The sequence below is a fragment of the Paenibacillus whitsoniae genome (assembly GCF_003955665.1).
Lineage (GTDB): Bacteria > Bacillota > Bacilli > Paenibacillales > NBRC-103111 > Paenibacillus_E > Paenibacillus_E whitsoniae.
In genome coordinates, this window is the sequence record NZ_RXHU01000009.1 from 61,559 (window position 1) to 84,902 (window position 23,344).

The window sequence follows — 23,344 nt, forward strand, 5'->3', positions numbered from 1 at the left end:
AATAAGGTGGTCGACTTCTTTTTTAATTTCCGACTTACCGGCTTGCCGCAAACCATCGCTGCCTGCCGACTGTCCTTATGATGACCTCCGGGATGATCAGCAGCAGCGCTATAGCGCAGTAGACACCGATGGTATAGCTGCCGGAATAAGTGAAACCGAATCCCTGATGAAACAGGGATGTAAGGAGATGAATCGCCATATTCGTAAAACAAAAGGCGTAGCTTCGAATCATCCAATTCCGATGTTTGAGGATTTGTTTCTTCTTGATTTGGACAAGCGCCGTAATGGTCATTGCCGGCCAGATGAGATTCAGCAGATTGAATCCCATGCTGCTGATCTTGCCACCGGTGGCGTGTGGAGCCATATAGCCGGAGGTTACAACGACAAGCAGAACAGACACGATATAAACGTAGCCGTTGATCCGGTGGAGCTTGCGGCTTTTTTCAAAGAACCGGATTGAGAAGTTAAGCAGCCCCGAAAGCATGGCGACGCAGGCAAAGGCGACGTGCACGTACATGACGTTGAGCCAGACCGAAAGATTCAGCTCACGTTTCAATTCGGTTTTATGGCTTAAGAAGCTTTCTGCTCCAGGATCGAACACATAATTTTTCGCTAGCGCGTACAGAATGAACAGGATGCTGACACCGGCAAGCAAGCTATACCATGATACCGCTCTTTTCATAGGATTCTCCTACCCGTTAATTTGGATGCCGGCAGCATGCCGGCCTTCGCGACCCCGGTCATCTGATCTCCGTCAACAGCCACTTCAAATTTCAGATTTAAGCGCATCGGCTTTGTAATTTTCAGCAGCCAGACTAGCTTGTCGCCCTGTAGAACCGAGTCCAAAAAATCAACCGTTTCATTCCCCTGTACGGCCTTTCCGTGAACGATGCCATTGTAGGTAACAATGGATAGCCTCACCTGCAGCTTCCCAATTGGCGTAGCAATCGTCGTATCCCATTCTCCATCAAATGCGAATTCTTGCTGAGTCTTGCCTGTCGGGGGACCAACTTTGATCGCCGCTTGCTTTTCTGCTTTCTGAGGCTCGCCGCCCGTCATCGGTATTGGCGCCATACCTGTCGCCCGCCAGACCGTTCCCCTTCGCTCATATTCGAACAAACGTTCGATTTCGTGCGCGATGCGCGGCCCAAACTCGCGCTCCACCAGATAGAGAGCCGCATCAAGCCCCGACGTGACGCCGCCGCCGGAAACCAGGTTGCCATCATCCACGACGCGCGCAGGGATAGGAACAGCACCGGTCGCACCCAGTAAATCCATGCCCAGATGATTAGTTACTGCCGGTCTTCCTTCAAGCAACCCCGCCATAGCCAGCACCAGGGACCCGCCGCATACCGTTGCGACGACGACTTCTTTTTGTTCGAGCGCCTTCCCTAGCATGCCGGGCAATGCCGTATGGACGGTCCGTCCCAAAATGGACGGAACCGAATTAGGACCGTCTCCTTCTACGGGACCGGACGCTCCGGGCACGAGAATAATGCCCGGGCGCACCGGATCCAGGCGGTCGCCAGCTTCGATTTTTAACCCGTTCGTGCCGCTAGGCACAGATCTTGGCCCCTCGGCAGTAACGAGCTTTACGCTTAAGGCGTTTTCCGTCAACATCTCAGCAGCACAAAATACCTCGTAGGGCGCAAGGGCGTCGAGCAGATCGAACCCGTCAAAAAGCACGATTTGAACCGATAACATGCATTCATCCTCCTTCAACCATTTCAGCGGTGCAAGTGATCTTTTTCACATTTGCAGCATACCAAAGGAGTATCTCAAAAGAAGGGACGAAAAAGTCACAAAACCATCAACAATTAATCACAAAATGGCAGACTGCTCTAATCCTTTCACAATACGTGATAAGATAGGGGGAAGAGGTGGGATAAGCGCATGAGCGATTTCAATACGATTCTCGTTGTGGATGATGACCAAAGTATCGTTGAGCTATTAAGAGACTTTTTGGAGAATGACAACTTTAGGGTTGTAACCGCGAACGACACTGCCCAGGCATGGACCCTGTTTCAACAACATGCCGTGCATTGCATTATCCTGGATATCATGATGCCGGGACAGAATGGATTTGATTTCTGCCGGCAAGTGCGGACGGAGAGCGGCGTTCCGATTCTGTTCCTCAGCGCGCGCAGCGACGATGTGGATAAAATCCGCGGACTAACGCTCGGTGGGGACGACTATATCGTCAAAACCGCATCACCCGGCGAGATCATCGCCCGCGTGAAGGCGGTCCTTCGACGTACCGCCTCGCAGCAAGATAGCCGTTCCCGAGTGCTCGACTATGGCCGTATCAAGCTTGATTTAACCACGCGGGAAGTGTTCATCGACGGTCAAGATATCTCCCTTACGCCAAAGGAGTACGACCTGCTTAAGTTGTTCGCGGAGCATCCGAGACAGGTGTTCACCTATGATCAGCTGCTCGCGAAGTTCTGGGACGGCATTGGTGACCGGCATACGATTCGTGTGCATCTAAGTCGTCTTCGCGAGAAAGTCGAGCACGATCCAGATGAGCCGAAATATTTGACCAACGTATGGGGCGTTGGCTATCGATTCGAGGGTGCTTACGATGAAGAGACTTAACATACGAACGTCTTTTTTTCTGAGCTTGGCGCTGCTTCTGGTGCTGCCTTGGTTTTTTTTCGTGACAGCCTTTTGGCTTGCGACGGGGTCGCTGGATATTAGCGGCGGGCAGCCCGGCTCGTATATCGTTACGCATATCGCCGCCTTTGCAGGCCTGCTGCTCGCTTTATTGATCATTGGCCTTCGCATCCGCCGGTATCTGCTTGACCCCCTCGAACAGCTTGCCGCAGCAGCCCGGCGAATAGCCGGCGGGGACTGGGACATCGAACTTCCGCCGTCCGCTGTCCGGGAAATCGCCGAGGTTCGGGACGGGTTCGCGTTCATGGTGAACGGGCTCCAACGCTCGAGTCAGCAGCAAGCGGCGCTGGAGGAGGAGCGGCGGTTCGTCATCGCGGCCGTCGCGCATGATCTGCGGACCCCCTTATTTGCGCTGCGGGGGTATTTGGACGGGCTTGAGCAAGGCATTGCGCGCACGCCGGACCAAATTTCGAAATATGTGGCCGTGTGCAAAGAGAAGTCGGCGCAGTTGGACCGACTGGTCGAGGATCTTTTTACATTTACAAGGATGGAGTATCGGGAGAACGGGCTAAGCAAGGACAAATGCAACTTCTATGACATTGTGCAAAAATCGATTGAGAGCCTGGAGCCCCAAGCGCAGCAGAAACAGGTTACCATCCATGCCGGATTCCAATTCGAGCCGGGCGAATGCTTAATAAGAGCCGATGCTCATTTGCTGGAGCGCGCGATATGCAATGTCTTGGACAATGCCGTGCGGCACACGCCTGCTCAAAGTCGAGTTGTCTTCGAGTGCCGACGGGAGAAAGACCGTGTGACATTCACAATTCAAGATTCAGGCCCCGGGTTTACACCAGAGGAGCTTAACCGGATTTTCGAGCCCCTCTATCGAGGAGAGCAGTCGAGAAGCCGCGCGACGGGAGGCGCCGGGCTCGGCCTGACCATCTCCCAACGGATCATCCGTCAGCATGGAGGCGAGCTTGCGGCAAGTAATCATTCCGACGGCGGCGCGGTCCTATCGGGCTGGATTCCGTTATAATGCTACCGTCTTCTGCGATCATATTTCCCTCGGGCTAGTTATACTCCTTTCCGTGGCACCCCGTCATTATTTCGGCTGCCTACAAAACGGTTTCTTGCTGCGCCTATACCGACTACAAAGAGCAGGACCGCAGCGCCGAGCAGAATGAAAAGCGGCAGGTTCCAACTATTTGTCGCATCATGCAGATAACCTATAAGAGCAGGACCGACTGCGGCAAGAAGATATCCGATCGATTGCGCCATGCCAGACAGTTCTGCTGCTTGATGCGCATTTACAGCACGTAACCCGAAAAACATCATGGACAAACTAAAGGCGAAGCCTCCACCAATGCCCAGCATGATGATCCACAGCAGAATGATACTAGAGCTTCCATAAAGAAGCCCGATTGTTCCCGTCAACAGCAAAATGGTTGTAATGGCCACTAACATCCGTTGGCTGGACATGCGCCCAGCAATAACGGGGACAATAAAGGCAAATGGAAGCATAGCAAGCTGCATGATCGAGAGGTACCATCCTGATTGGTTGGAGTCAATTCCTTGCTGCTTTAAAATTTCAGGCAACCATGCGATCAATACATAGAAAATCATGGACTGTATCCCCATAAACATGGTTACTTGCCAAGCAAGTGGCGATCTCCAAACATTCACATCGCTGCTGGCCATCTTTTGACTCGTCGTGGCTGTTTGCTTCGTTTGATTTCTTAATTGGGGCAACCAACAGAGGATCGCTACAAAGCTTAAAATTCCCCATATTCCCAATGCTCCCTGCCATTTTAGACCTGCATTCACGGCTAGTGGCACACTGATACCCGATGCGATTGCTCCACTTAAACTCATTGAAATGGAGTAAACACCTGTGATGGAGCCAATTTTATTTGGAAAATCCCTCTTGATAATACTTGGCAATAATACATTACATACGGCAATTGCGAATCCAAGAATGGCTGTCCCAATAAACAGATTCACTGCGCCAGATAAAGAACGTATTACAATACCTACAGTCAGAAAGAGTAAGGCGATCATTATGATACGTTCAACCCCATACCTTTGTCCTAATTTTGGTACTAGAGGCGATAAAAAAGCAAAGGTAAGCAAGGGTACCGTTGTAACCAAGCCTGCTAATGTATTCGAAATATGAACGTCATCTCTTATGAGACTCACCAAAGGACCGACTGATGTTAAGGGCGTGCGTAAATTAGCTGCAATAAAAATAATGCCGAGAATGATCAGCCCTATAGAGGATGGTACGGCTTTACTCTTTTGTTTGTCTGGCATTCTTAATTTCTCCTTCCTGAATTCTTATTTATTTAAAAAATGATACATCCGCGCGAATAAAGAAAGTATATTATAATATATAATTTTAATCAATAAGTATTTTATAATATATTTTCATTTATCTAAAAAACAAAAATACAACTCTGAATTCCCGTGATGGAATTGAGAGTTGTATTTAATAAGTGGGATTTTCAACTTTAGAAACCGTACTTTAAGGAGATATGGAGCACTGTTTCGCGATCCGTATGATTGGTATAAGCATGAGGACAATCTGCACGAAAACTGATCGTATCATATTGATTCAATGTGTAAATCTCTCCATTGACTTGAATTTCAACGGAACCCGTCATGACTGTCGCAATTTCAGATGTATTGACATGATGACCTTCAGGCTGATACGAGCTATTTGGCTGTAAGTACGCCCGACACATTTCAATATTGCTACTTTTAAAGACTGGTTCAATAATCCAATTCTTTTGATCATTAGAAAACCGCAGTCCTTCACCTGCTCGATACAAACTAGCAGAATCTTCTGATTTAAACAAAGCCAATAGCGGTAAAGATATACCCTTTGAAATTTTCCATATCATTGCCAACGTTGGATTTGTCTCGCCACGTTCAATATTTCCCAGCGTAAGTTTGCTTACGCCGGTTAGTTCCGATAAGTCGTCTAAGCTCATGTTTTTTTCTTTTCTGTACTTTTTCAAGGCAACACCGATTTGTAATACAATTTCCTTTGAATCATTGATTTCATCCATTAGATTCACCTCTACAAAAACAGTTACAGCTAGTATATTATTTATCTAGTTTCTTTTCCATTTGAGTAGTATTGGATGGTGGACTCTTCAGTCGATGCTCTCCTCTACATTCCGCATGCTATTCGAAAGCCAAGGTCATCCATCTTAAAATCAGGCATACTCTTCCTTCGAATTGTAGATCCACAATTGTTTTCAACTTCAGCCCAACTGCCTCCCCGGAAGATTCTATAGTTCCCGTATCGTTTAGTATCATACAGATCCCAGCACCATTCCCATACATTCCCGATCATATCGTAAAGCCCCCAGGGGTTTGGAAGTAGTTTTCCGACTTCTTGGGCTAATCCATTAGAGTTTTCTTCATACCACGCAATCTTATCAATTTTCTCATACCGATATCCCTTGGTTCCTGCTTTGCACGCATACTGCCATTCAGCATCTGTTAATAGTCGAAAGCCATTCGCTTCTTTGTTATAAATTGTGTTCTCACTTTCATGTGCGATTGTGTAGCATTCAGTCCTGCCAAGTATTCTGGACAATTTGTTACAAAACACAAGGGTATCTAACCACGAAACCTCTGTAATTGGCCGTTCGTTTATATGAGGTTCTACTTCATCCTGCATGACTAGATGATACAAATGCTGTGTTACCGGATACTTCATTACATAGAAAGGTTCAATCGTTTCAGTCCATGTAATAACCTTTTTATCGTTCCCTCTACCGGGGTCTGACAAAGTGTAATCAGAACTAATCCATTTATTCACATTCATATAATCTCGTAATTCAACAGTCCCACCTTCTATTGGTACCATTAAATTCATGAAATTCATTAATCGTTCACTGTTACTTCCGTACTTTCCGATTGTCATATTGATCTCCTGTTATTTCAACTTATTGTTCCATCCTTGAAGGATTCTCTGCAGAATACAGAAAAAAATCCATATCTATATTCCTAAAATTCTTAGTATCTTTATCAATAATATTCATACCGTTTCGAACAGCGACTTTTTGAGCGGCTATATTTGTGTCCCTAATAATAGAATAAACCCGATTTGCATTAAGAACTGAGAAAGCGTATTCCTTACAAGCAATTGCCGCTTCCGTTGCGTAACCTTTGTGCCAATACGCTTTTTGAAACAAAAATCCTATTTCCAAAATTTCTTTTTCTCTCCAGCCTTGCATTGTCAAGCCACATTGACCCATCATTTCGTTTGTTTCTTTTAATACAACAGCCCAAAGTCCAAAACCATACTCTTCATATCTTTTAAGATGTCTGTTAAGCCAACTTTGTGCTTGTTCTAAGGTAAATGCACTTTCATAAGCAGCACGCATTACTTCCTCATCACACAATATTCCACACAATGCATCATAATCCGACTGCACCATTTCTCTAATTATAAGACGTTTTGTTTCTATCAAAAATTCCTCACCTTTCTATTATATCAATAACCTTTCAATTTATAGAATGCTTAATTATGGCATAATCTGTAATATTCGAACAAGAGAATTATTAATTTTCAATGAATAAAATTAGGAATGTCTAATGAGATATTTTGAGATTACAGACGATTTTTAAAATTAACAAGTACTTACAACTCTTGTTGTCGTCCCCGATATAACGTGTCTAAAATCCATACTGAAAAATACATCCAAAAGATGACTATAATTCCAATTGGCACAAAAGCACCTTCCCAGAAGAGTAAAAGATGACCTCTATACCCCAAATAAATCAAAGTACCAACCGAAACTAAGGTTACTATTTTCCAAATCCAATGTTTTTGAAAATATCCCCATAAAACAAGTATATAGTTTACCAAAGTAAAGGTTAGATATAAACCATAACGACTTATTCTAGGGTGGTCAGGGAACAAAGTTGTCGTAAATCGCATATATCCAAACAAATCGAGTACACCCCAAAAAAACAGAATAGTACAGATTGGAAACATACCCAAGATCAAATAGCCATAAAAGTATATTGAACCGACACCCCGAGTTAAATGAGCATACATCCATTTGGAAATGACGAAAAAAAGGAACAAGGCTATGAACGTCATCCATGTTTTCCACCAATGGTGACGATATATACCCAAAAATTCAAAGAGTACTTCTACCATAGCGTAAATAAAGGAGACAATCACGTTCCAGTAAAAAGGTTTTCGACGAACAGCCAATAGCAGCGCTGATGAAGCCACTCCAAACTGTGAGAACAAATTCCCCGCTAATACATCATTATAGGGGTCAATTTTTGGATTTTGTATGATTTTCGGGAAGTATGCATATGCATCCAAAAAAATTAAGATAAATGTTTCAAAATATAGCGGAAGCCCCACTAGTGATAAATAAAAAGCAAATGTTCTTAAACGATCCTTCGAATGATACAGCGTATATATGACTTGAGTTAAGGTTGCTAAACCTAATATTAGATACCAGAGAGTATGTGACCAGAATAAGTTCATAACGTTTTTTCCTTTTGGATGAAAAATATACCAATATCGTTAACCAATTATTGTCGAGTTATTCTGATCACCATCATTCATCCGGCCTATAACTTGCTTTTGTTCAAGCTAAAATCTACGCCAACGTGTCACAGAACGGTTGGCTCGGTCGTTATATGGATGTCGGACAAAACAAGAGGCTTCATTTAAACCTAATCGCCCAGCAGAGACGGGCTAAAATCCAGGAGGAAATTCATGAAAATTGTAGTAATCGGCGGCAGCGGACTTATCGGCAAAGGGCTTGTACAGAACCTGATCAATTTAGGTCATGAAGCGGTGGCGGCTTCCCCGTCCCTGGGCGTCAATTCGGTAACAGGCGAAGGGCTGGGTGTGGCGCTGGCCAGCGCGCAAGTCGTCGTCGACGTCACCAACTCGCCTTCGTTCGAAGAGCAGGCGGTGCTGACGTTCTTCGAAACGTCGACCAAGAATCTGCTGGCCGAGGCGGCGAACGCGGGCGTGCAGCACTATATCGCCCTGTCGATTGTTGGCACGGACCGCCCGCCCGGAAACGCTTATTTTAACGCCAAGGTCGCCCAGGAGAAGCTGATCCAAGCGTCCTCGATTCCTTACACGATCGTCAGGGCGACGCAGTTCTTCGAATTTGCCGGCACCATCGCCTACACGGCGACGGAAGGTCAAACCGTCCGTTTGCCGTCCTCCGCCATGCAGCCGATAGCGGCCGCGGATGTGAGCGAGGCTTTGGCTGACTACGCGCTAGCGGAACCCGTGAACGGCATTGTCGACCTGGCCGGACCCGAGAAGTTCGGGATGGACGAGTTCGTCCGTCTATCCTTGAAGGCGGCTGGAGATAATCGTGAGGTCGTCACGGATAACGAGGCAGGGTACTTCGGCGGTCAAGTGGACGATAGGTCGCTCGTTCCTGCGGACGACAGCAGCGCGCGTATTGCGCCGACCCGTTTGACGGATTGGCTCGCTCGCTCCTGATTGCAATATCTGGGGGATATATGGATTACTATCACCCTCGTTGCGAGTGTGTCGGCAATTTGCTGACCGGACCGGACGTATAAGATATTTTATTCCGCGTATGAAACATATGCTCCAAATCGCTTGAACTGTTGGGTAATATTCCATGATAGATACGAAAGGCCTCACTTTCTCTGTAGGGGGATGAGGCCTTTCGTGACGTTGGGAAAGAAAATATAGCTTTAGACTGACTATGTTGATCCTGCGAGGACGCTGAAAAATAAAGTCTTAGACTGCGGCGGCTTTATTGCGCTAACGTTCTCTGTTGATCATCTCGGATATAATCATCAGATGAGGAAGATGGCAGGAACAAAAAATTTCAAAAAGTGCCGTCTTGTGGGTTGATTTTATTGAGCCCTAGTGAAATGTCTAGTATCCTCGAACGGCTTCAAAATACATATGACACGAGACTGATCAACCCAGTGTGAAGAATATAATTTTTTACACTAAGGGATTTTGAAAAGGTCTCTTTTCTTTATGCTTATTCTGGTTAAGCTAGCGGGCAGACCTGTTGAATAAATGGAATTTTCACAGTATAATAAAAATACCACGAAGCGGAACATGGTTTCATCCAATGAAACAAAAGAGTAAGAACGATTCAAATATTATTGAGGATGCCGATTCTGGCATTTCTCACTTTGTTTCCTGATTCGAGAAATTAGGAGGTGGACATTATGATTAACGTGGAACCAATTGCTTTTGTTAGAAACAATAGAGAAACAACAGAAGATGATTATTGGGGTGAAGTGATATCCACTATTGAGCTTGTAGATGGATATACGGAGCAAAGTCTTGTGGGCATCGAAGATTTTTCACATGTGGAAGTCATCTTTTACTTTGACAAAGTTAAAGATGATAAGATTGAAATAGATGCAAGACACCCACGGAATAACAAAGCGTATCCGAAGGTAGGAATCTTTGCCCAACGCGGTAAGAACAGACCGAACAAGATCGGACTAACTACTGTAGAATTAATAAAGCGTGAGGGCAAACAGATTTATGTTAAGGGTTTAGATGCCATTAATGGGACACCTGTGCTGGATTTAAAACCTGTCATGAAGGAATTTACTCCACATGGGGAGATTAAACAACCCATCTGGGTCTCAGACCTCATGAAAAATTACTGGGGGTAACTCTTGTTTGCCTTCACTCAAGAAAAAGGTGTGAACGGGTCTGAGTTACCGCACAAACTGTAACCTAACGAAAAAACGATAGCTGATTAAACCGCTTTTTCACCAGGGCGGTTTTTCTTATGGTCAAATATCAATATTAGAATTTAACTTAACCTAAGAAATAAGCGTTAGACTAACCCCCTGTAATTACGAAAGGCAGTCTGTAGACTTAGAAAATAAAGTCGTCGACTGCCTTTTATTATTAAGTTATCGTTCCCACTTCGTTGAAAGGATTGTTGCTCACAACGGCGATCCGAATGCGACGGCCAAAGCGATTCTTCAAATCATAGAACGCCGAGGACCCACCTCTGCGGTTCGGCGCAGGGGTCTTGCCTTGGTGCGCGGAGTCTATACTAATCGTTTGGCCACTTGAGAGACATGGGAAGCTGGTTCGAACGGAGCGCATGGAACGCCGATAAGCCACCGTTAGATTTGGAATTAGCAGAATGCAAAGAAACAAGGGGTAGTTGCCAAGGGGGTATTTTCCAGTCTAATGGTTTATTTTCTTTTAACAAAAAAAAGACCCCGAAGGGTCTTCTTTACTCCACCGTCACACTCTTCGCCAAATTCCGCGGCTTATCCACGTCATTCCCGCGCGCCAGCGACGCGTAGTAGGAAATCAATTGCAGCGGCACAACCGACAGCGCCGGCGTCAGCAGGTCGAGCGTCTTCGGAATCACGAACGTGCTGTCCACCGATTTCTGCAGCTCAAGCTCGCCTTCCAATGCGATGCCTAGAACGTTCGCGCCGCGCGCCTTCACTTCCTTGATGTTGCTCACGGTTTTCTCAAGCAGCTCATGCTGCGTCGCGAGCGCGATCACAGGAATGTCTTCCACGATCAACGCAAGCGTGCCGTGCTTCAATTCGCCCGCGGCGTAAGCCTCGGAGTGAATATAAGAGATCTCTTTGAGCTTCAGCGAGCCTTCGAGCGCTACCGCGTAGTCCAGACCACGGCCGATGAAGAACAAATTGTCGTGCTTCGCCATTTCTCCCGCCACGCCTTTCAGCGCATCGGACTGCTTCAGAATCTCTTCCACTTGACCCGGCAGCTCTTTCATCGCCGCGATCACGGCAGCCACTTCCTCGGCTGTTTGCGTGCCCAATTCCTGGGCCATATACAAGCCCAACAGGTAGAACGCGATCAACTGCGACGTATACGCTTTGGTCGACGCTACCGCAATTTCCGGCCCTGCCCATGTCGTAATAATGTCGTTCGCTTCACGCGCCACGGAGCTGCCGACAACGTTCGTAATCGCCAGCACGTGCGCGCCGCAACGCTTCGCTTCACGCAGCGCAGCCAGCGTATCCGCCGTTTCGCCGGATTGGCTCACGACAATCACGAGCGTATCTTTCGTAATAATCGGGGAACGATAACGATATTCCGATGCCACATCCGTCTCAACCGGAATGCGAGCCAATTTCTCGATCACATATTTGCCGACCATCCCGGCATGGTACGCAGTTCCGCACGCGACAATATGCACACGGTTAATCGAACGCAGTTGTTCCGGTGTCATGCTAATCTCTTTCAAGACAACGCTACGGCCGTCCGGGGAAATTCTGCTGCCCATCGTGTCACGGTAAGCTTTCGGCTGATCATAAATCTCTTTCAACATAAAATGATCAAATCCGGCCTTTTCCGCGGTTACAATGTCCCAATCGACATGGAACATTTCCCTGGAAATAAAATTCCCCTCTAAAGTCATCAATTCGACACTATCTTTCGTCAACAGCGCCATTTCCCCGTCGTTCAGAATGAACACGTTGCGCGTATACTCCAGAATCGCCGGAATATCCGACCCGATAAAGTTCTCACCTTCGCCGATCCCGATAATAAGCGGGCTAGCTTGACGTACGGCAACCAGACGATCCGGTTCATACTCCGTCAGCACGCCTAACGCAAAAGCGCCTGTCATCTGCTTCACGGCCTTCTGTACGGCTTTCAGGATGTCGCCCTCGTACAGGCTCGCGATCAAGTGTGAGATTACCTCCGTATCTGTTTCCGATACAAATACGTGGCCTTTCTCGATGAGTTCTTCTTTCAGCGTAATGTAGTTCTCGATAATGCCGTTGTGCACGACAGAGAACTTCAAGGAATTATCGGTATGCGGATGCGAGTTGACATCCGATGGCTTCCCGTGGGTTGCCCAACGCGTATGCCCAATGCCCACATTCCCGCTCAGCGGCGTTTCATCCAGCTTGGATTCGAGATTCGCGATGCGGCCCTTCGCCTTCTTGATTTGCAGGCCATCCGCCGTATACACCGCTACGCCTGCCGAGTCGTACCCGCGATACTCCAGCTTTTTGAGGCCTTCCAATAAAATCTCCTGAGAATTACGCTTTCCAATATAGCCAACAATTCCGCACATAGTTAATAAACCTCCAGTTAGTTATAAGCCCGTTCACAAGGCTGTTTGTCAAAGATCATCACAAAATAAAACCATCTATAAGGACGATTGCATAAGTTCACGATTATCAAAAAAGTGGATGTTGGATCCTTGTCTGCCCGGTCGCCCGCGCAATTTTGCTCTCCAACTTAACGGCATTCCTGTGTGCCGGAAGGTCCCCGCCGAATGTTTCGAACACCTTCACCTCGTCAACTCGCCGCGCAGCAGCAGTAACGTTTCCCTGCTTTTCCGTCCCGCTCGCGAGTCCTGGCGCTATTTTAAAATCTGCAACAACCTCTGCCCTGCCTTTCCTTCTTGAGTAACTACATCATATGCATTTTTCACGAAGCATGCAACCTCTATTTCCTAGAGGAAGTTCAAAAAGCTGTCTTTTGATCACGAAGAGAAGTCAGGAAGCGAATTCGGCGTCGAATCTTGCGTTCAGCTTTGAACTGCGGTGCTCATGTAGGTTTTGCCTACACTCCGCTCCTCCTTCTTCAGCTTCTCGCAACCTTCTCGGTGCTGAAAAGCCTGCTTTTTGAACACGTACTTATTCAATCCCCTAGCCCGCCCATAACAGGCGAACCGGGGGTTCATAAACGCAATTTTACACTAATTGCTCTTGAATCACTTTTGCAATATCGTGCACGTAAGCTTCGACTTGTTCCTTGTCCGGGCCTTCCGCCATGACACGGATCAGCGACTCCGTACCGGACGGACGCACAAGCACGCGGCCGTTGTCGCCAAGCTCGGCTTCCACCTTACGGATCGCTTCCTCGACCACCGCATTGCCTTGCAGCTTGCTCTTATCCGCGACACGCACATTCACCAGCAGCTGCGGGAACTTGCGCATGATGCCTTTGAGCTCGCTCAGCTTGCGGCCGGACTCGACCAGCGTATTCATCAGCTGCAGCGCCGTCAAAATACCATCTCCCGTGGAGATGTAGTCAAGGAAGATCACATGCCCCGACTGCTCGCCGCCCAGGTTGTAGCCGCCCTTGCGCATCGCTTCCATCACATAACGGTCGCCTACGGCCGTTTGCAAAGCCTTCAACCCCGCTTTTTCAATCCCCTTGAAAAAGCCGATATTCGCCATCACCGTCGTCACGATGGTGCCGTGGTTCAGCTTCCCTTGGCGATTCAGCGCATCGCCAAGAATGCTCAGGATGAAGTCGCCGTCGACTTCATCGCCGTTCTCATCGATCGCGATCAGCCGATCCGCGTCGCCGTCAAAAGCAAGACCGATGGCTGCGCCATGCTTAACCACCTCGGCGCGAAGCCGCTCCGGGTGGGTCGAGCCGCACGCATCGTTGATGTTCCGCCCATTGGGCTCCGCCCCAATGGTGATCACTTCCGCGCCAAGCTCGCGGAAGACCGCTGGCGCCAGCTCATAGGCGGAGCCATGCGCGCAGTCAAGAACGACCTTGTATCCATCGAACTTCGCGGATACCGTCTCTTTCAAAAACGCCAGATAAGCCAGCTTCGCATCCGGCTGATCGGTCACCGTGCCGATCTCGCCGCCGACAGGGCGAGGCAGTTCATCGACGGCTGCGTCCAGCAGCTGTTCAATTTCATTTTCTGTCTCATCCAGAAGCTTGAAGCCGTCCCCGCCAAAAAACTTAATCCCGTTATCCTCAACCGGGTTGTGCGAAGCCGAAATCATCACGCCGGCATCCGCGCCCAGCGTTTTCGTCAAATACGCGACCGCCGGCGTGCTGACCACACCGATGCGAATCACATCCACACCGATGGACAAGAGACCCGCCACGAGCGAAGCCTCCAGCATCGGTCCCGAAACCCGCGTATCGCGGCCGATAACAACCTTCGGATGCTTTGCTTGTCTCGTGAGAACATAACCGCCGCAGCGGCCTACTTTATAAGCTAATTCCGGTGTCAGCTCGCCGTTGGCGACGCCGCGCACACCGTCCGTACCAAAATATTTCCCCATTTTTAACTTCTCCTCTTTCTCTATCTCCCATTATGGCGCCTTGGTTTTTTCGCTGATTTCAACGCTTGCCTTAACCTCTTGCGGAACAGCCAGCTTCACGTAAGTCGGTAAGTTCATCGTCACCTTCAGCTCATGCTTGCCCGGCGGTAAATTGCTTACATCTAGTATCGCTTGGATATCTTGAACTTTCAATTGGTCAATGATGGCAGGAGCACCCTCAACGGTAATATTGAGGTTCCCCGTCTCCGGCTGCACCACTTTCGTAACGTAATTCTCATTGCCGCCGATAATCGTAATCGGTACATTCTCAATCGCCCTCGTAACGGACGGAACAATTTCCACATGCACCGTGACTTTGGCCGGATCTACCTGTGTTACTTTATTCCGGAGAGGAATGTCCTGTGTAAAGTCTTTCGTTTCTGTCAAATCCTGCAAACTCAGCTGAGGACCTTGGTAGAACTCCAGACGATCCACGACATCCTGCGTTCCGTACACCGTCACTTTGTCTGGGGTCTGCGTCACCATCGCAACCGCATAGCCCTTCGGCGGCTCGCCGCTGATTTTGAGTTGAAGCGGAATCGTCTGGAACGGACTCGTAATCGGTACTTCGACATCGACGACGGAAGGATTGAGGTTAATGTTTTGCGTCAATTCCTTGCCTTCTTTATCGTAAGCCTGCAGTCTGACCTGCTTCGTCACCGCCGATTGGGCTTTATCCACCGACACTTCGCCGCGGACATTCTCAATCCGGTCAAGCTGACTCGTCGGCGCCGTGATATACACCTTGGCCGGCTTGATAATCGGTTGTCCCGCTTTCAGCCCTTCCGACGGCGTGCCTTTCACATTAATGACGATAGGCACCTCTTTCATCTGCAGCTCTTCAATCACCACATGCACAGTGCGAGGCACAATTGTAACATCGACATCCGTCGGAAAACCGACAGGCGTCAGCATCAGCTGGTGATCTCCTTTGCCGACCTGCGTCAAATCCAACTGGATTTGGTACGTATTGCTCGCAGTCACTTTTTTGACCGCCGATTCTTTCCCTTTAATCAACACCTGTACGTTCGCAGGCTCCAAGGTGGAGAGATAATAATGTGTGTTATCATACTTCGTGGTAATCGACACATTATTAATTGTTTCCTCGCGTTCACGAATCGGCGAGCTTCCGGAAATATTCGTCTCTTCCATATGTACGACAACCCACAACAGAATTCCTATCACGAGCGCGACAACTCGCACCACATTCGTATTGCGCAGCCATTTATCCATTTGAACGCCCCCACCACTTCAAGAATGGGTTCTTTTCTTTCGCTTTCGCCTTCGGCTTCAGCTCTTCGAACAGCTTCGCGATCAGCGATTCCTCTTTGATATCCCGTACGATATGCCCGTTCATCGACAGCGAAATTTGTCCGGTTTCCTCCGATACGACAACGCACATCGCATCCGACACCTCCGTCATTCCGATTGCCGCCCGATGGCGCGTACCTAACTCCTTGGATATGAAAGGATTTTCAGAAAGCGGCAAATAGCAGCCCGCAGCCATTAATTGCCCTTGGCGAATAATCACCGCGCCATCATGCAGCGGGGTATTCGGTATGAAAATATTAATGAGCAGCTCACCGCTGATTTTGCTCTCAATCGCGATGCCCGATTCAATATAATCCGTGAGCCCTGTCTCTTTTTCAAATACAATTAACGCCCCTATTTTTCGCTTTGCTAAATAATTAGCGGCCCTAATGACCTCGCCGATCCGTTTATTCACGTCCTGGTCCTCTTCCGAGGAAGCCCGGCTGAATATTTTCCCCCGGCCCAGCTGCTCCAGCGCCCTTCTGAGCTCCGGCTGAAAAATCACGATAACCCCCAGAACCCCAAAGGTAAACGTTTGATTCATCATCCACTGCAGGGTGCTCAGTTGGAACCAGATGCTGACCGCCCATGCGATCACGACGACAAGAATCCCTTTCATGAGCTGGATGGCCCTTGTCCCGCGAACGAGCAGGATCAGTTTGTAAATCACATAGCTGACGATTAGAATATCTACAATATCCTTAGCCGATATGCTCGTGAGTAAATCCATATTAGACTCCCCCAGGCGACTGAACCTTTGTTCTCTCTATACCTAGAATCATATCATAATCCTAGATATACTTCTATTTTTCCGGCTCCGCTCGGCAAGAAATGGTTCAATTTTCCTATAGAACACAACAAAAACGCCCTCCCCTAGCAATCCGCTAAGAAGAGGACGTCAGATTATGACGTCAGTTCGTTCACAAACTCGCCAATCTTGTACCATACCCAGCCCAACGCTTCATCGACTTGTTTGACTTGCCCCGAAATGTGAGCCGTTGAAGCCAGATTCAACGAGCCGTCAATGACGACGAGATTCCCCGTCACGTCTCCCTCAACCTGCAAATTTCCCCGTTTCACTACGAGATCGCCATTCACCGTATGCCCTTTCGGCACAATCACCGTATCGCCCTGGATCACGATCTCCTGCAGATTCGTTCCCTGAACCATCAGGCCTGCGTCGTTGTTCCACATCGAAACATAACTTCCGAACATCACCACAGCAAAAACCGCCGCAACCGAAGCCGCCGGATGTCGGCGTACCCAATTCATCCAGGAGTTCCGCGACTTCTCCGGCGGCAGTCCGCTCATAATCTGTGCGGTAAGCCCAGATGGCGCTTTAGTGGATGGCAGCATTCTAACCAAGGCGTCCGTCTTCTCCAATTGCTTAAACGTTTCGTGGCACGCCCTGCAAGCGAGCAAATGCTCCTTCAACTGAATCGATTCGGCCCCTCGCAAATCACCGTCGAGATATTCATGTATGAGCGGGAGGGCTTCCTTGCAATTCATGTGCAGCCACCCCTTTCTTGGAAAATAAGCATGATGTCTGCGTAAGCCGTCTATACAGCTCACGCAACTTGTGCATTACAATACGTATGAATTTTGGAATTGTTTCACTTTGGAACAGGATTTGTGCTAACAACTTCTTCCTCCTGCTCCAGTTTCTTGCGCAAGTACTCCCGGCCGCGATGCACACGCGTTTTGATCGTCGTTACCGGCATATCCAGCACATCGCTGATCTCCTGCAGCGACATATCGTGCAAGTAGCGCAGCACAACGATTGACTTATATTTTTCAGGCAGCGAAGCAATCGCACGGTGAATCTGCGCCTGTGTCTCCGAGACGATCAGCTGCTCTTCCGGTGTATCTTCGTCGCTCGGCAGCATCGCGTAAAAATCCGCGCCTTCGCCATCGCTCATTTCTGCATCAAGCGAATACGTATTACGTCTACGACGGAGCTTATCGATACACAGATTCGTGCCGATGCGAAAAATCCACGTCGAAAACTTCTGATTCTCATCATAGCGATGCAAATTGGTATACACGCGCAGGAACGTCTCCTGCACCGCATCCTCGGCTTCTTGCTTGTTATTCAGCATGCGGTAAGCTAAATGAAAGATCTTATCCTTATAGAGCTCTACAAGCTCGGCAAAAGCGTTCCGATCCCCATTTCTGGCCAGCTTAGCCAGTCGTGCTTCAACAAAGTTCAATGCATTATCCTCCGACTTCTCGACAATTCAAATCTCTATCTTATCTATACACAGTCAGGCCTTTTTATTTTCAGAAATCAGAATTCCGCCCAAAATGAACAGCATCCCGATCCACTGGATCCCGCCCACCGGCTCTCCTAGAATCAGCAAAGCGGCAATGATCGCCACCGGCAGCTCCACGGACCCCAGCATCGCAGCTAACGTACTGCCAACACGCGGTATCCCGATATTAAAAGCGATCGTCGGCACCACCTGCCCAAGAAGGCCCAGCAGCAGGCCCCAGAGGATGAGTTCCCCGCTGCCTGCCTCCATAAAGACGGTCGGCGGGTACAGCACATACATAATCGGCAGCGAAGCCGTGAGCATAATGGCTGAATTCATCAGAGGCGGAAGATTGCTTGGAATCTGACCCGTGAAAAAAAGAAACAAACTGTACGTCAGCGCCGATAACAGTCCGTACATGACACCCAGCGGGCTGAGCTGCCCCCAATCCGTCTCGAGCACGTTCACAGCCAGCAGCGTCCCCACGAAAATCATTGCAATCGCGAGCAGCTCCGCCTTCCGCGGCAGCCGTCTGCGAAAGAGACAGTCCAGCCCGATCGTCATCCACGTAAACTGGAACAGCAGAATGATCGAAAGCGACGCATTCAGCTCATTTAGCGCGATATTATAGAACACCGTCGTCAACAACAGCCCGAAAATCCCAACCAAGCCAAGCTTCACCCAAGGCCCTTTAAAAGGATTCACCCTGGACGGTTTATGGCACAAAATAAGGAGCCAGACAAATAGCGTCCCCATTGTGACTTGCGCCGGCGTTATTTGACCATCGGTGAACCCTTGGCCGTACGCCAACTTAATGAATGAAGACAACAACCCGTAGGATGATGCTCCGATAACGACGAACATAATTGCCAACCAACGCCCCATGTTGCGCGCTCAAACCTCCAGTCGACGGGCACCTTGCGAGAAGGAAAGAAAAGCCGGAATGCCTGCATCTGCAAGGCCCCCGACTTTGTCATCCTGTCATGTTCCGTTTCGTTATGTGCGTGGGATATCAGCCTGTATTCCGAAGTCCCGCGGCAATCCCGTTAATGGTGAGCAGAACTTCCCGCAGGAGCTCCGCGTCATCTTCATTGTTATCCCGAAGTGCGCGCAGTTCCTTGAGCAACTCGACTTGCATGTAGCTTAGCGGATCGACATAAGGGTTGCGCAAGCGAATGGATTCCTGAATGACAGGCACGTTATCCAAAATCTCCTGCTGACCCGTAATTTGCAAAATAATCGAAGAGGTTAATTCATATTCTTCCTTAATCAGGTTGAAAATACGCTCTGCGATCGGAGAATCTTTCACCAGACTGCCGTATTCCTTCGCAATCAGCAGATCGGCTTTGGCCAGCGCCATTTGCAAATTGTCGAGCATCGTCTGGAAGAAAGACCATTCTTCGTACATTTGCTTCAGTACCGCCAGATTAGCCGCATCCCCCTGATAAAAGCTTTGGAGGCCCGTACCCGCCGCGTACCACGCCGGCAGCAGGTATCTCGTCTGCGTCCACGAGAATACCCATGGAATCGCACGCAGATCTTCAAATTTATCACTATTTTTTCGCTTGGACGGACGGGAACCGATGTTAAGCTCACCGATTTCCGGAAGCGGCGTCGATTCCTTAAAGAACGTCAAGAAGTCCGCATCTCTGAAAATCAGATCCTGATACTTCGTCTGCGCCTGCTCCGAAATGCCCCGCATAATGTTCTCCCACTTGTCTTCCAGCGGGTGTCTTTGCGGAGAACGGGATTGCTTGGACGCCGAGATCAGCGCGAAAGTTGCTTGCTCCAAGCTGCGGTAGGCAATGCCCTGCAAGGAATAACGGGAGGACAACACCTCTCCCTGCTCGGTAATCTTGACCCCGCCGCCTAGCGTCTCGACCGGTTGTGCCAAAATGCTTCGGTTCAGCGGCATGCCGCCCCGACCGAGCGCGCCACCGCGGCCGTGGAAGAACTTCAGCTTCACGCCGAATTTTTTCGCAGCTTCCGTAATGTCCTGCAGCGCCATCCGCAGCTCCCAGTTCGCCGTAATCACGCCGCCGTCCTTGTTGCTGTCGGAGTAGCCCAGCATGATTTCATGCAGCTGTGTCTCCGGATCCAAGCTCGCTCTGTACGCAGGAATCGCGAGCAGCGTGCTCATGATGCCAGGCGCCGCGTGCAGGTCATCGATCGTTTCAAAAAGCGGCACGGACTGCAGCGTGCTTGTCACGCTTCCGTCGCTCTCTTGGCGGTAGAGACCCGCCTCTTTCGCAAATACCACGACCTCCAGCATGTCGCTGGCGCCCTGTGTCATCGAGATCAGGTACGAGCTGATGCAGTTTCGGCCGAACTCCTGCTGCGCCCTGTGAATCGTGTGATATACATTCAGGCACTCTTGCGTACCTTCGGAATATTCCAGGTAAGAAGATGTGATTGGACGCGGATCGTTCAGCACGCTCGTCAGCAGCGTAATTTTCTCCTCTTCGGACAGCTTGCTGTAGTCGCTTGTGATGCCCATTTTCGCCAAAATTTCCGTCATGGCATTCTCATGCTCTTTACTATGCTGTCTCACATCCAGCGTAGCCAAATGGAAGCCAAACAACTCGACTTGGCGAATCAGCTTTTTGATATATTTATCCGCTACATAATCCGCATAATGCGAACGCAGACTTTCGTCCATAATCGTCAGATCGTGAATGAACTCTTCCGGGCTGTTGTACTTCTGCGAGGCAGGTACGTTCGCGTTGCCCGTGTTGTTCACTTTTTCGATCATGTACGTTGTTTTGATCCGGTACGGCTCCTTCTCATTGCGCCATACATCCTGCACATTGCCGAGCGCTTCTTTATCGCTTTGGATGGAAGTCAGCAGCGCATCGCTCACTTTCACGATGTTTTTGCTGAAGCTCATATGTTCAAGCGACTCTTTCAAAATCTCGCCGTACTTCCGAATTGCCAGCTGCCTATGCAGACCTAGCGTCTCCCAAGTAACGTTAGCTTTCACGGACGGATTGCCGTCACGGTCGCCTCCGATCCAGGAACCGAACTTCAGGAAGGAAGGCACATGCCACTTTTCTTCCGGATAATACTTATTGAGGCAGCGCTCCAGCTCATGATAAATTTCAGGCAGAACGTCGAACAACGTCTCGTCAAAATAGTACAACCCATTGCGCACCTCGTCGATAACCGTTGGCTTGCGGTCGCGAAGCTCGTCGGTTTGCCAAAGGTTCAGCACCTCGCCTAACAGCTTCTCACGCAGCTGTTCGCGTTCGCGGTACGTCAGCATCGGATTGTCCAGCTTCATCATGCCATCGGAAATACGCAAGTTGATGTCCAGCACCGCACGGCGCATTGCCTCTGTCGGGTGAGCCGTCATCACCAGTTCCAACGAAATCGCCTTTAAAATTTCACGAACTTCGCCAGTTGGCGTATTCGCATGCTTCAGTTCCTGCACAATGCTTTCGATCGAACCTGGCTGCACCGACTCGCCGGAAGAACGTTCATAGTCCCGTTTACGACGAATCCGGTGATTCTGCTCGGCAATATTAACCAATTGAAAATAAATGGCAAACGCGCGAATCACTTGATGGCGAATATCTGAATTTAACGAAGAAATCGTATTCTTAAATTCATCGTAAATTTCCAAGACATAGTGAGCGCGCAAGGACTTGCTCATTTCACGAATCCGTTCTACGACATCCAGCAGCTCATTGCCGCCCTGATGCACGAGTACCTCGCCAAGAATATGCCCGAGAAAACGGACATCTCTGCGTAGAAAGTTGTTCGTATTCTGCTTCTGTTGACCAATTTCAGTTTCAACCATAACTTTCCACCTCAACTATTCACTATGTTGCATTAATGCTTCTCTCTGGAAAAGCTACACGCTACAAAAACTCATTTCAAAATATTTTACCACAATCTCCGCGTTCCACATAGTCTTTCTCCAAAAAAAAGAAGCATACTTGCCGTGGTAATTTATGTAACAACTCAGTAGCGCTTGCTCCAGCAGCTATTTGTTTTAACATGCATACAACGAAAAAAGCCGCCCAGAGGCGACTTTTCGTTAAGCGGGTGATGGGAATCGAACCCACGCTACCAGCTTGGAAGGCTGAAGTTCTACCATTGAACTACACCCGCGTGTGTTTATCGGGACGACACGATTTGAACATGCGACCCCCTGCTCCCAAAGCAGGTGCTCTACCAAGCTGAGCTACGTCCCGATAAAATAAGTTGTAAAAATGGCGCGCTCTGAGAGATTCGAACTCCCGACCTTTTGATTCGTAGTCAAATGCTCTATCCAGCTGAGCTAAGAGCGCATCTTATGGAGCGGAAGACGGGGATCGAACCCGCGACCCTCGCCTTGGCAAGGCGATGCTCTACCGCTGAGCCACTTCCGCATAATATTGGTGCGCGTAGAGGGACTTGAACCCCCACGGTCGCCCGCTAGATCCTAAGTCTAGTGCGTCTGCCAATTCCGCCATACGCGCACGTTCTTGCAAGCAGTTAAATGGTGAGTCATGTAGGATTCGAACCTACGACACCCTGATTAAAAGTCAGGTGCTCTACCAACTGAGCTAATGACTCATAAGTGAAAACTGGGGATCTAGGATTCGAACCTAGGCATGACGGAGTCAAAGTCCGTTGCCTTACCGCTTGGCTAATCCCCAACAAAAACATGCCGTCGAGAGGACTTGAACCCCCAACCTACTGATTACAAGTCAGTTGCTCTACCAGTTGAGCTACAACGGCATATAGTTTCAGGGTCCCCGAAAAGTAATCGGAAACTCCATCTTGATACCACTTCACTTTTTGGGGTAAAGTGGTGGAGGCTGACGGGATCGAACCGCCGACCCTCTGCTTGTAAGGCAGATGCTCTCCCAGCTGAGCTAAGCCTCCACGAAAAATAAAAGTGGTGACCCGTAGGGGACTCGAACCCCTGTTACCTCCGTGAAAGGGAGGTGTCTTAACCACTTGACCAACGGGCCGAAATAACAAAAAAAACTGGAGCTTCCAACCGGGATCGAACCGGTGACCTCATCCTTACCATGGATGCACTCTACCGACTGAGCTATGGAAGCAATGGCTCCCCGAACAGGACTCGA

General features: G+C 48.9%; 19 protein-coding genes and 11 tRNA genes. 4 read left to right on the forward strand and 26 right to left on the reverse strand.

Features of this window, described 5'->3' with window-relative positions:
- Nucleotides 1–34: 34 nt before the first annotated feature.
- Both EJQ19_RS02275 and EJQ19_RS02280 read right to left on the reverse strand, forming a co-directional pair.
- Nucleotides 35–682, reverse strand: coding sequence for a DUF2306 domain-containing protein (locus EJQ19_RS02275; protein WP_126139591.1), 648 nt, complete (start codon nt 680–682; stop codon nt 35–37).
- Nucleotides 679–1,704 (reverse strand): DJ-1/PfpI family protein, encoded by a 1,026-nt coding sequence (locus EJQ19_RS02280; RefSeq protein WP_126139592.1) that lies wholly within the window; start codon nt 1,702–1,704, stop codon nt 679–681. Before EJQ19_RS02280 ends, EJQ19_RS02275 begins: the two co-directional genes overlap by 4 nt.
- 189 nt (nt 1,705–1,893) lie before the next feature.
- Between EJQ19_RS02280 and EJQ19_RS02285 the strand changes: the two genes are divergently transcribed.
- A complete protein-coding gene (locus EJQ19_RS02285; protein ID WP_126139593.1) occupies nt 1,894–2,595 on the forward strand; it encodes a response regulator transcription factor in 702 nt (233 codons plus the stop codon).
- The gene (locus EJQ19_RS02290; protein ID WP_126139594.1) at nt 2,582–3,649 is read left to right on the forward strand and encodes a sensor histidine kinase; all 1,068 of its coding nucleotides are present in this window, start codon (nt 2,582–2,584) and stop codon (nt 3,647–3,649) included. Before EJQ19_RS02285 ends, EJQ19_RS02290 begins: the two co-directional genes overlap by 14 nt.
- Nucleotides 3,650–3,687: 38 nt before the next feature.
- On the opposite strand, the gene EJQ19_RS02295 is transcribed toward EJQ19_RS02290, so the two are convergent.
- From EJQ19_RS02295 to EJQ19_RS02315, 5 genes are all read right to left on the reverse strand, one after another.
- Nucleotides 3,688–4,923, reverse strand: a complete 1,236-nt coding sequence (locus EJQ19_RS02295) for a CynX/NimT family MFS transporter (RefSeq protein ID WP_126139595.1) — start codon at nt 4,921–4,923, stop codon at nt 3,688–3,690.
- A gap of 197 nt (nt 4,924–5,120) precedes the next feature.
- Nucleotides 5,121–5,681 (reverse strand): helix-turn-helix domain-containing protein, encoded by a 561-nt coding sequence (locus tag EJQ19_RS02300; RefSeq protein ID WP_126139596.1) that lies wholly within the window; start codon nt 5,679–5,681, stop codon nt 5,121–5,123.
- Nucleotides 5,682–5,785: 104 nt separating this feature from the next.
- Nucleotides 5,786–6,547 carry a formylglycine-generating enzyme family protein gene (locus EJQ19_RS02305; protein WP_126139597.1) on the reverse strand — a complete coding sequence of 254 codons (762 nt, stop codon included), beginning with the start codon at nt 6,545–6,547 and terminating at the stop codon, nt 5,786–5,788.
- A gap of 22 nt (nt 6,548–6,569) precedes the next feature.
- Nucleotides 6,570–7,097, reverse strand: a complete 528-nt coding sequence (locus EJQ19_RS02310) for a GNAT family N-acetyltransferase (protein WP_126139598.1) — start codon at nt 7,095–7,097, stop codon at nt 6,570–6,572.
- A 170-nt stretch (nt 7,098–7,267) separates the two neighbouring features.
- Nucleotides 7,268–8,134 carry a hypothetical protein gene (locus EJQ19_RS02315; protein WP_126139599.1) on the reverse strand — a complete coding sequence of 289 codons (867 nt, stop codon included), beginning with the start codon at nt 8,132–8,134 and terminating at the stop codon, nt 7,268–7,270.
- A 234-nt stretch (nt 8,135–8,368) separates the two neighbouring features.
- Here EJQ19_RS02315 and EJQ19_RS02320 point away from each other — a divergent pair, with 234 nt between their 5' ends.
- Both EJQ19_RS02320 and tsaA read left to right on the forward strand, forming a co-directional pair.
- On the forward strand, nt 8,369–9,118 hold the full coding sequence (locus EJQ19_RS02320) for an SDR family oxidoreductase (protein ID WP_126139600.1): 750 nt from the start codon (nt 8,369–8,371) through the stop codon (nt 9,116–9,118).
- A 713-nt stretch (nt 9,119–9,831) separates the two neighbouring features.
- Entirely contained in the window at nt 9,832–10,290 is a 459-nt protein-coding gene (tsaA, locus tag EJQ19_RS02325) for a tRNA (N6-threonylcarbamoyladenosine(37)-N6)-methyltransferase TrmO (protein WP_126139601.1), read from the forward strand.
- 578 nt (nt 10,291–10,868) lie between these two features.
- Here the strand turns inward: tsaA and glmS are convergent.
- The 19 genes from glmS to EJQ19_RS02420 all read right to left on the reverse strand — a co-directional run bounded on the left by glmS (nt 10,869) and on the right by EJQ19_RS02420 (nt 23,320).
- Nucleotides 10,869–12,698, reverse strand: a complete 1,830-nt coding sequence (gene glmS / locus EJQ19_RS02330) for a glutamine--fructose-6-phosphate transaminase (isomerizing) (RefSeq protein WP_126139602.1) — start codon at nt 12,696–12,698, stop codon at nt 10,869–10,871.
- A gap of 625 nt (nt 12,699–13,323) precedes the next feature.
- Nucleotides 13,324–14,664, reverse strand: a complete 1,341-nt coding sequence (glmM, locus tag EJQ19_RS02335) for a phosphoglucosamine mutase (protein WP_126139603.1) — start codon at nt 14,662–14,664, stop codon at nt 13,324–13,326.
- 30 nt (nt 14,665–14,694) lie between these two features.
- The gene (locus tag EJQ19_RS02340) at nt 14,695–15,936 is read right to left on the reverse strand and encodes a CdaR family protein (protein WP_126139604.1); all 1,242 of its coding nucleotides are present in this window, start codon (nt 15,934–15,936) and stop codon (nt 14,695–14,697) included.
- Nucleotides 15,929–16,744 carry a diadenylate cyclase CdaA gene (cdaA, locus tag EJQ19_RS02345; protein WP_126139605.1) on the reverse strand — a complete coding sequence of 272 codons (816 nt, stop codon included), beginning with the start codon at nt 16,742–16,744 and terminating at the stop codon, nt 15,929–15,931. The genes EJQ19_RS02340 and cdaA overlap by 8 nt, the downstream gene beginning before the upstream one ends.
- A gap of 173 nt (nt 16,745–16,917) precedes the next feature.
- Complete coding sequence (locus EJQ19_RS02350) at nt 16,918–17,523, reverse strand: zf-HC2 domain-containing protein (protein WP_126139606.1); 606 nt, start codon at nt 17,521–17,523, stop codon at nt 16,918–16,920.
- A gap of 104 nt (nt 17,524–17,627) precedes the next feature.
- Complete coding sequence (gene sigW / locus EJQ19_RS02355) at nt 17,628–18,224, reverse strand: RNA polymerase sigma factor SigW (protein WP_126139607.1); 597 nt, start codon at nt 18,222–18,224, stop codon at nt 17,628–17,630.
- 54 nt (nt 18,225–18,278) lie between these two features.
- On the reverse strand, nt 18,279–19,151 hold the full coding sequence (locus tag EJQ19_RS02360; RefSeq protein WP_126139608.1) for a DMT family transporter: 873 nt from the start codon (nt 19,149–19,151) through the stop codon (nt 18,279–18,281).
- Between the two features lie 127 nt (nt 19,152–19,278).
- Complete coding sequence (gene ppc, locus EJQ19_RS02365; protein WP_126139609.1) at nt 19,279–22,065, reverse strand: phosphoenolpyruvate carboxylase; 2,787 nt, start codon at nt 22,063–22,065, stop codon at nt 19,279–19,281.
- A gap of 243 nt (nt 22,066–22,308) precedes the next feature.
- Nucleotides 22,309–22,379: transfer RNA gene (locus tag EJQ19_RS02370), tRNA-Gly, on the reverse strand.
- A 9-nt stretch (nt 22,380–22,388) separates the two neighbouring features.
- Nucleotides 22,389–22,462, reverse strand: a tRNA-Pro gene (locus EJQ19_RS02375).
- Nucleotides 22,463–22,481: 19 nt separating this feature from the next.
- A tRNA-Arg gene (locus tag EJQ19_RS02380) sits at nt 22,482–22,558 on the reverse strand.
- Nucleotides 22,559–22,564: 6 nt separating this feature from the next.
- Nucleotides 22,565–22,639: transfer RNA gene (locus EJQ19_RS02385), tRNA-Gly, on the reverse strand.
- Between the two features lie 7 nt (nt 22,640–22,646).
- A tRNA-Leu gene (locus EJQ19_RS02390) sits at nt 22,647–22,729 on the reverse strand.
- A 21-nt stretch (nt 22,730–22,750) separates the two neighbouring features.
- A tRNA-Lys gene (locus tag EJQ19_RS02395) sits at nt 22,751–22,826 on the reverse strand.
- A gap of 11 nt (nt 22,827–22,837) precedes the next feature.
- Nucleotides 22,838–22,909, reverse strand: a tRNA-Gln gene (locus EJQ19_RS02400).
- A 9-nt stretch (nt 22,910–22,918) separates the two neighbouring features.
- A tRNA-Thr gene (locus EJQ19_RS02405) sits at nt 22,919–22,991 on the reverse strand.
- Between the two features lie 71 nt (nt 22,992–23,062).
- A tRNA-Val gene (locus EJQ19_RS02410) sits at nt 23,063–23,138 on the reverse strand.
- 14 nt (nt 23,139–23,152) lie between these two features.
- Nucleotides 23,153–23,227 (reverse strand) — tRNA-Glu (locus EJQ19_RS02415).
- A 17-nt stretch (nt 23,228–23,244) separates the two neighbouring features.
- Nucleotides 23,245–23,320: transfer RNA gene (locus tag EJQ19_RS02420), tRNA-Thr, on the reverse strand.
- Nucleotides 23,321–23,344: the final 24 nt, after the last annotated feature.

Excerpts from the sequence above, each read along its gene's own strand:
- EJQ19_RS02275 (WP_126139591.1), bottom strand. The coding sequence starts at position 682 with ATGAAAAGAGCGGTATCATGGTATAGCTTGCTTGCCGGTGTCAGCATC.
- EJQ19_RS02280 (WP_126139592.1), bottom strand. The coding sequence starts at position 1,704 with ATGTTATCGGTTCAAATCGTGCTTTTTGACGGGTTCGATCTGCTCGAC.
- EJQ19_RS02285 (WP_126139593.1), top strand. The coding sequence starts at position 1,894 with ATGAGCGATTTCAATACGATTCTCGTTGTGGATGATGACCAAAGTATC.
- EJQ19_RS02290 (WP_126139594.1), top strand. The coding sequence starts at position 2,582 with ATGAAGAGACTTAACATACGAACGTCTTTTTTTCTGAGCTTGGCGCTG.
- EJQ19_RS02295 (WP_126139595.1), bottom strand. The coding sequence starts at position 4,923 with ATGCCAGACAAACAAAAGAGTAAAGCCGTACCATCCTCTATAGGGCTG.
- EJQ19_RS02300 (WP_126139596.1), bottom strand. The coding sequence starts at position 5,681 with ATGGATGAAATCAATGATTCAAAGGAAATTGTATTACAAATCGGTGTT.
- EJQ19_RS02305 (WP_126139597.1), bottom strand. The coding sequence starts at position 6,547 with ATGACAATCGGAAAGTACGGAAGTAACAGTGAACGATTAATGAATTTC.
- EJQ19_RS02315 (WP_126139599.1), bottom strand. The coding sequence starts at position 8,134 with ATGAACTTATTCTGGTCACATACTCTCTGGTATCTAATATTAGGTTTA.
- EJQ19_RS02320 (WP_126139600.1), top strand. The coding sequence starts at position 8,369 with ATGAAAATTGTAGTAATCGGCGGCAGCGGACTTATCGGCAAAGGGCTT.
- tsaA (WP_126139601.1), top strand. The coding sequence starts at position 9,832 with ATGATTAACGTGGAACCAATTGCTTTTGTTAGAAACAATAGAGAAACA.
- glmS (WP_126139602.1), bottom strand. The coding sequence starts at position 12,698 with ATGTGCGGAATTGTTGGCTATATTGGAAAGCGTAATTCTCAGGAGATT.
- glmM (WP_126139603.1), bottom strand. The coding sequence starts at position 14,664 with ATGGGGAAATATTTTGGTACGGACGGTGTGCGCGGCGTCGCCAACGGC.
- EJQ19_RS02340 (WP_126139604.1), bottom strand. The coding sequence starts at position 15,936 with ATGGATAAATGGCTGCGCAATACGAATGTGGTGCGAGTTGTCGCGCTC.
- cdaA (WP_126139605.1), bottom strand. The coding sequence starts at position 16,744 with ATGGATTTACTCACGAGCATATCGGCTAAGGATATTGTAGATATTCTA.
- EJQ19_RS02350 (WP_126139606.1), bottom strand. The coding sequence starts at position 17,523 with ATGAATTGCAAGGAAGCCCTCCCGCTCATACATGAATATCTCGACGGT.
- EJQ19_RS02360 (WP_126139608.1), bottom strand. The coding sequence starts at position 19,151 with ATGGGGCGTTGGTTGGCAATTATGTTCGTCGTTATCGGAGCATCATCC.
- ppc (WP_126139609.1), bottom strand. The coding sequence starts at position 22,065 with ATGGTTGAAACTGAAATTGGTCAACAGAAGCAGAATACGAACAACTTT.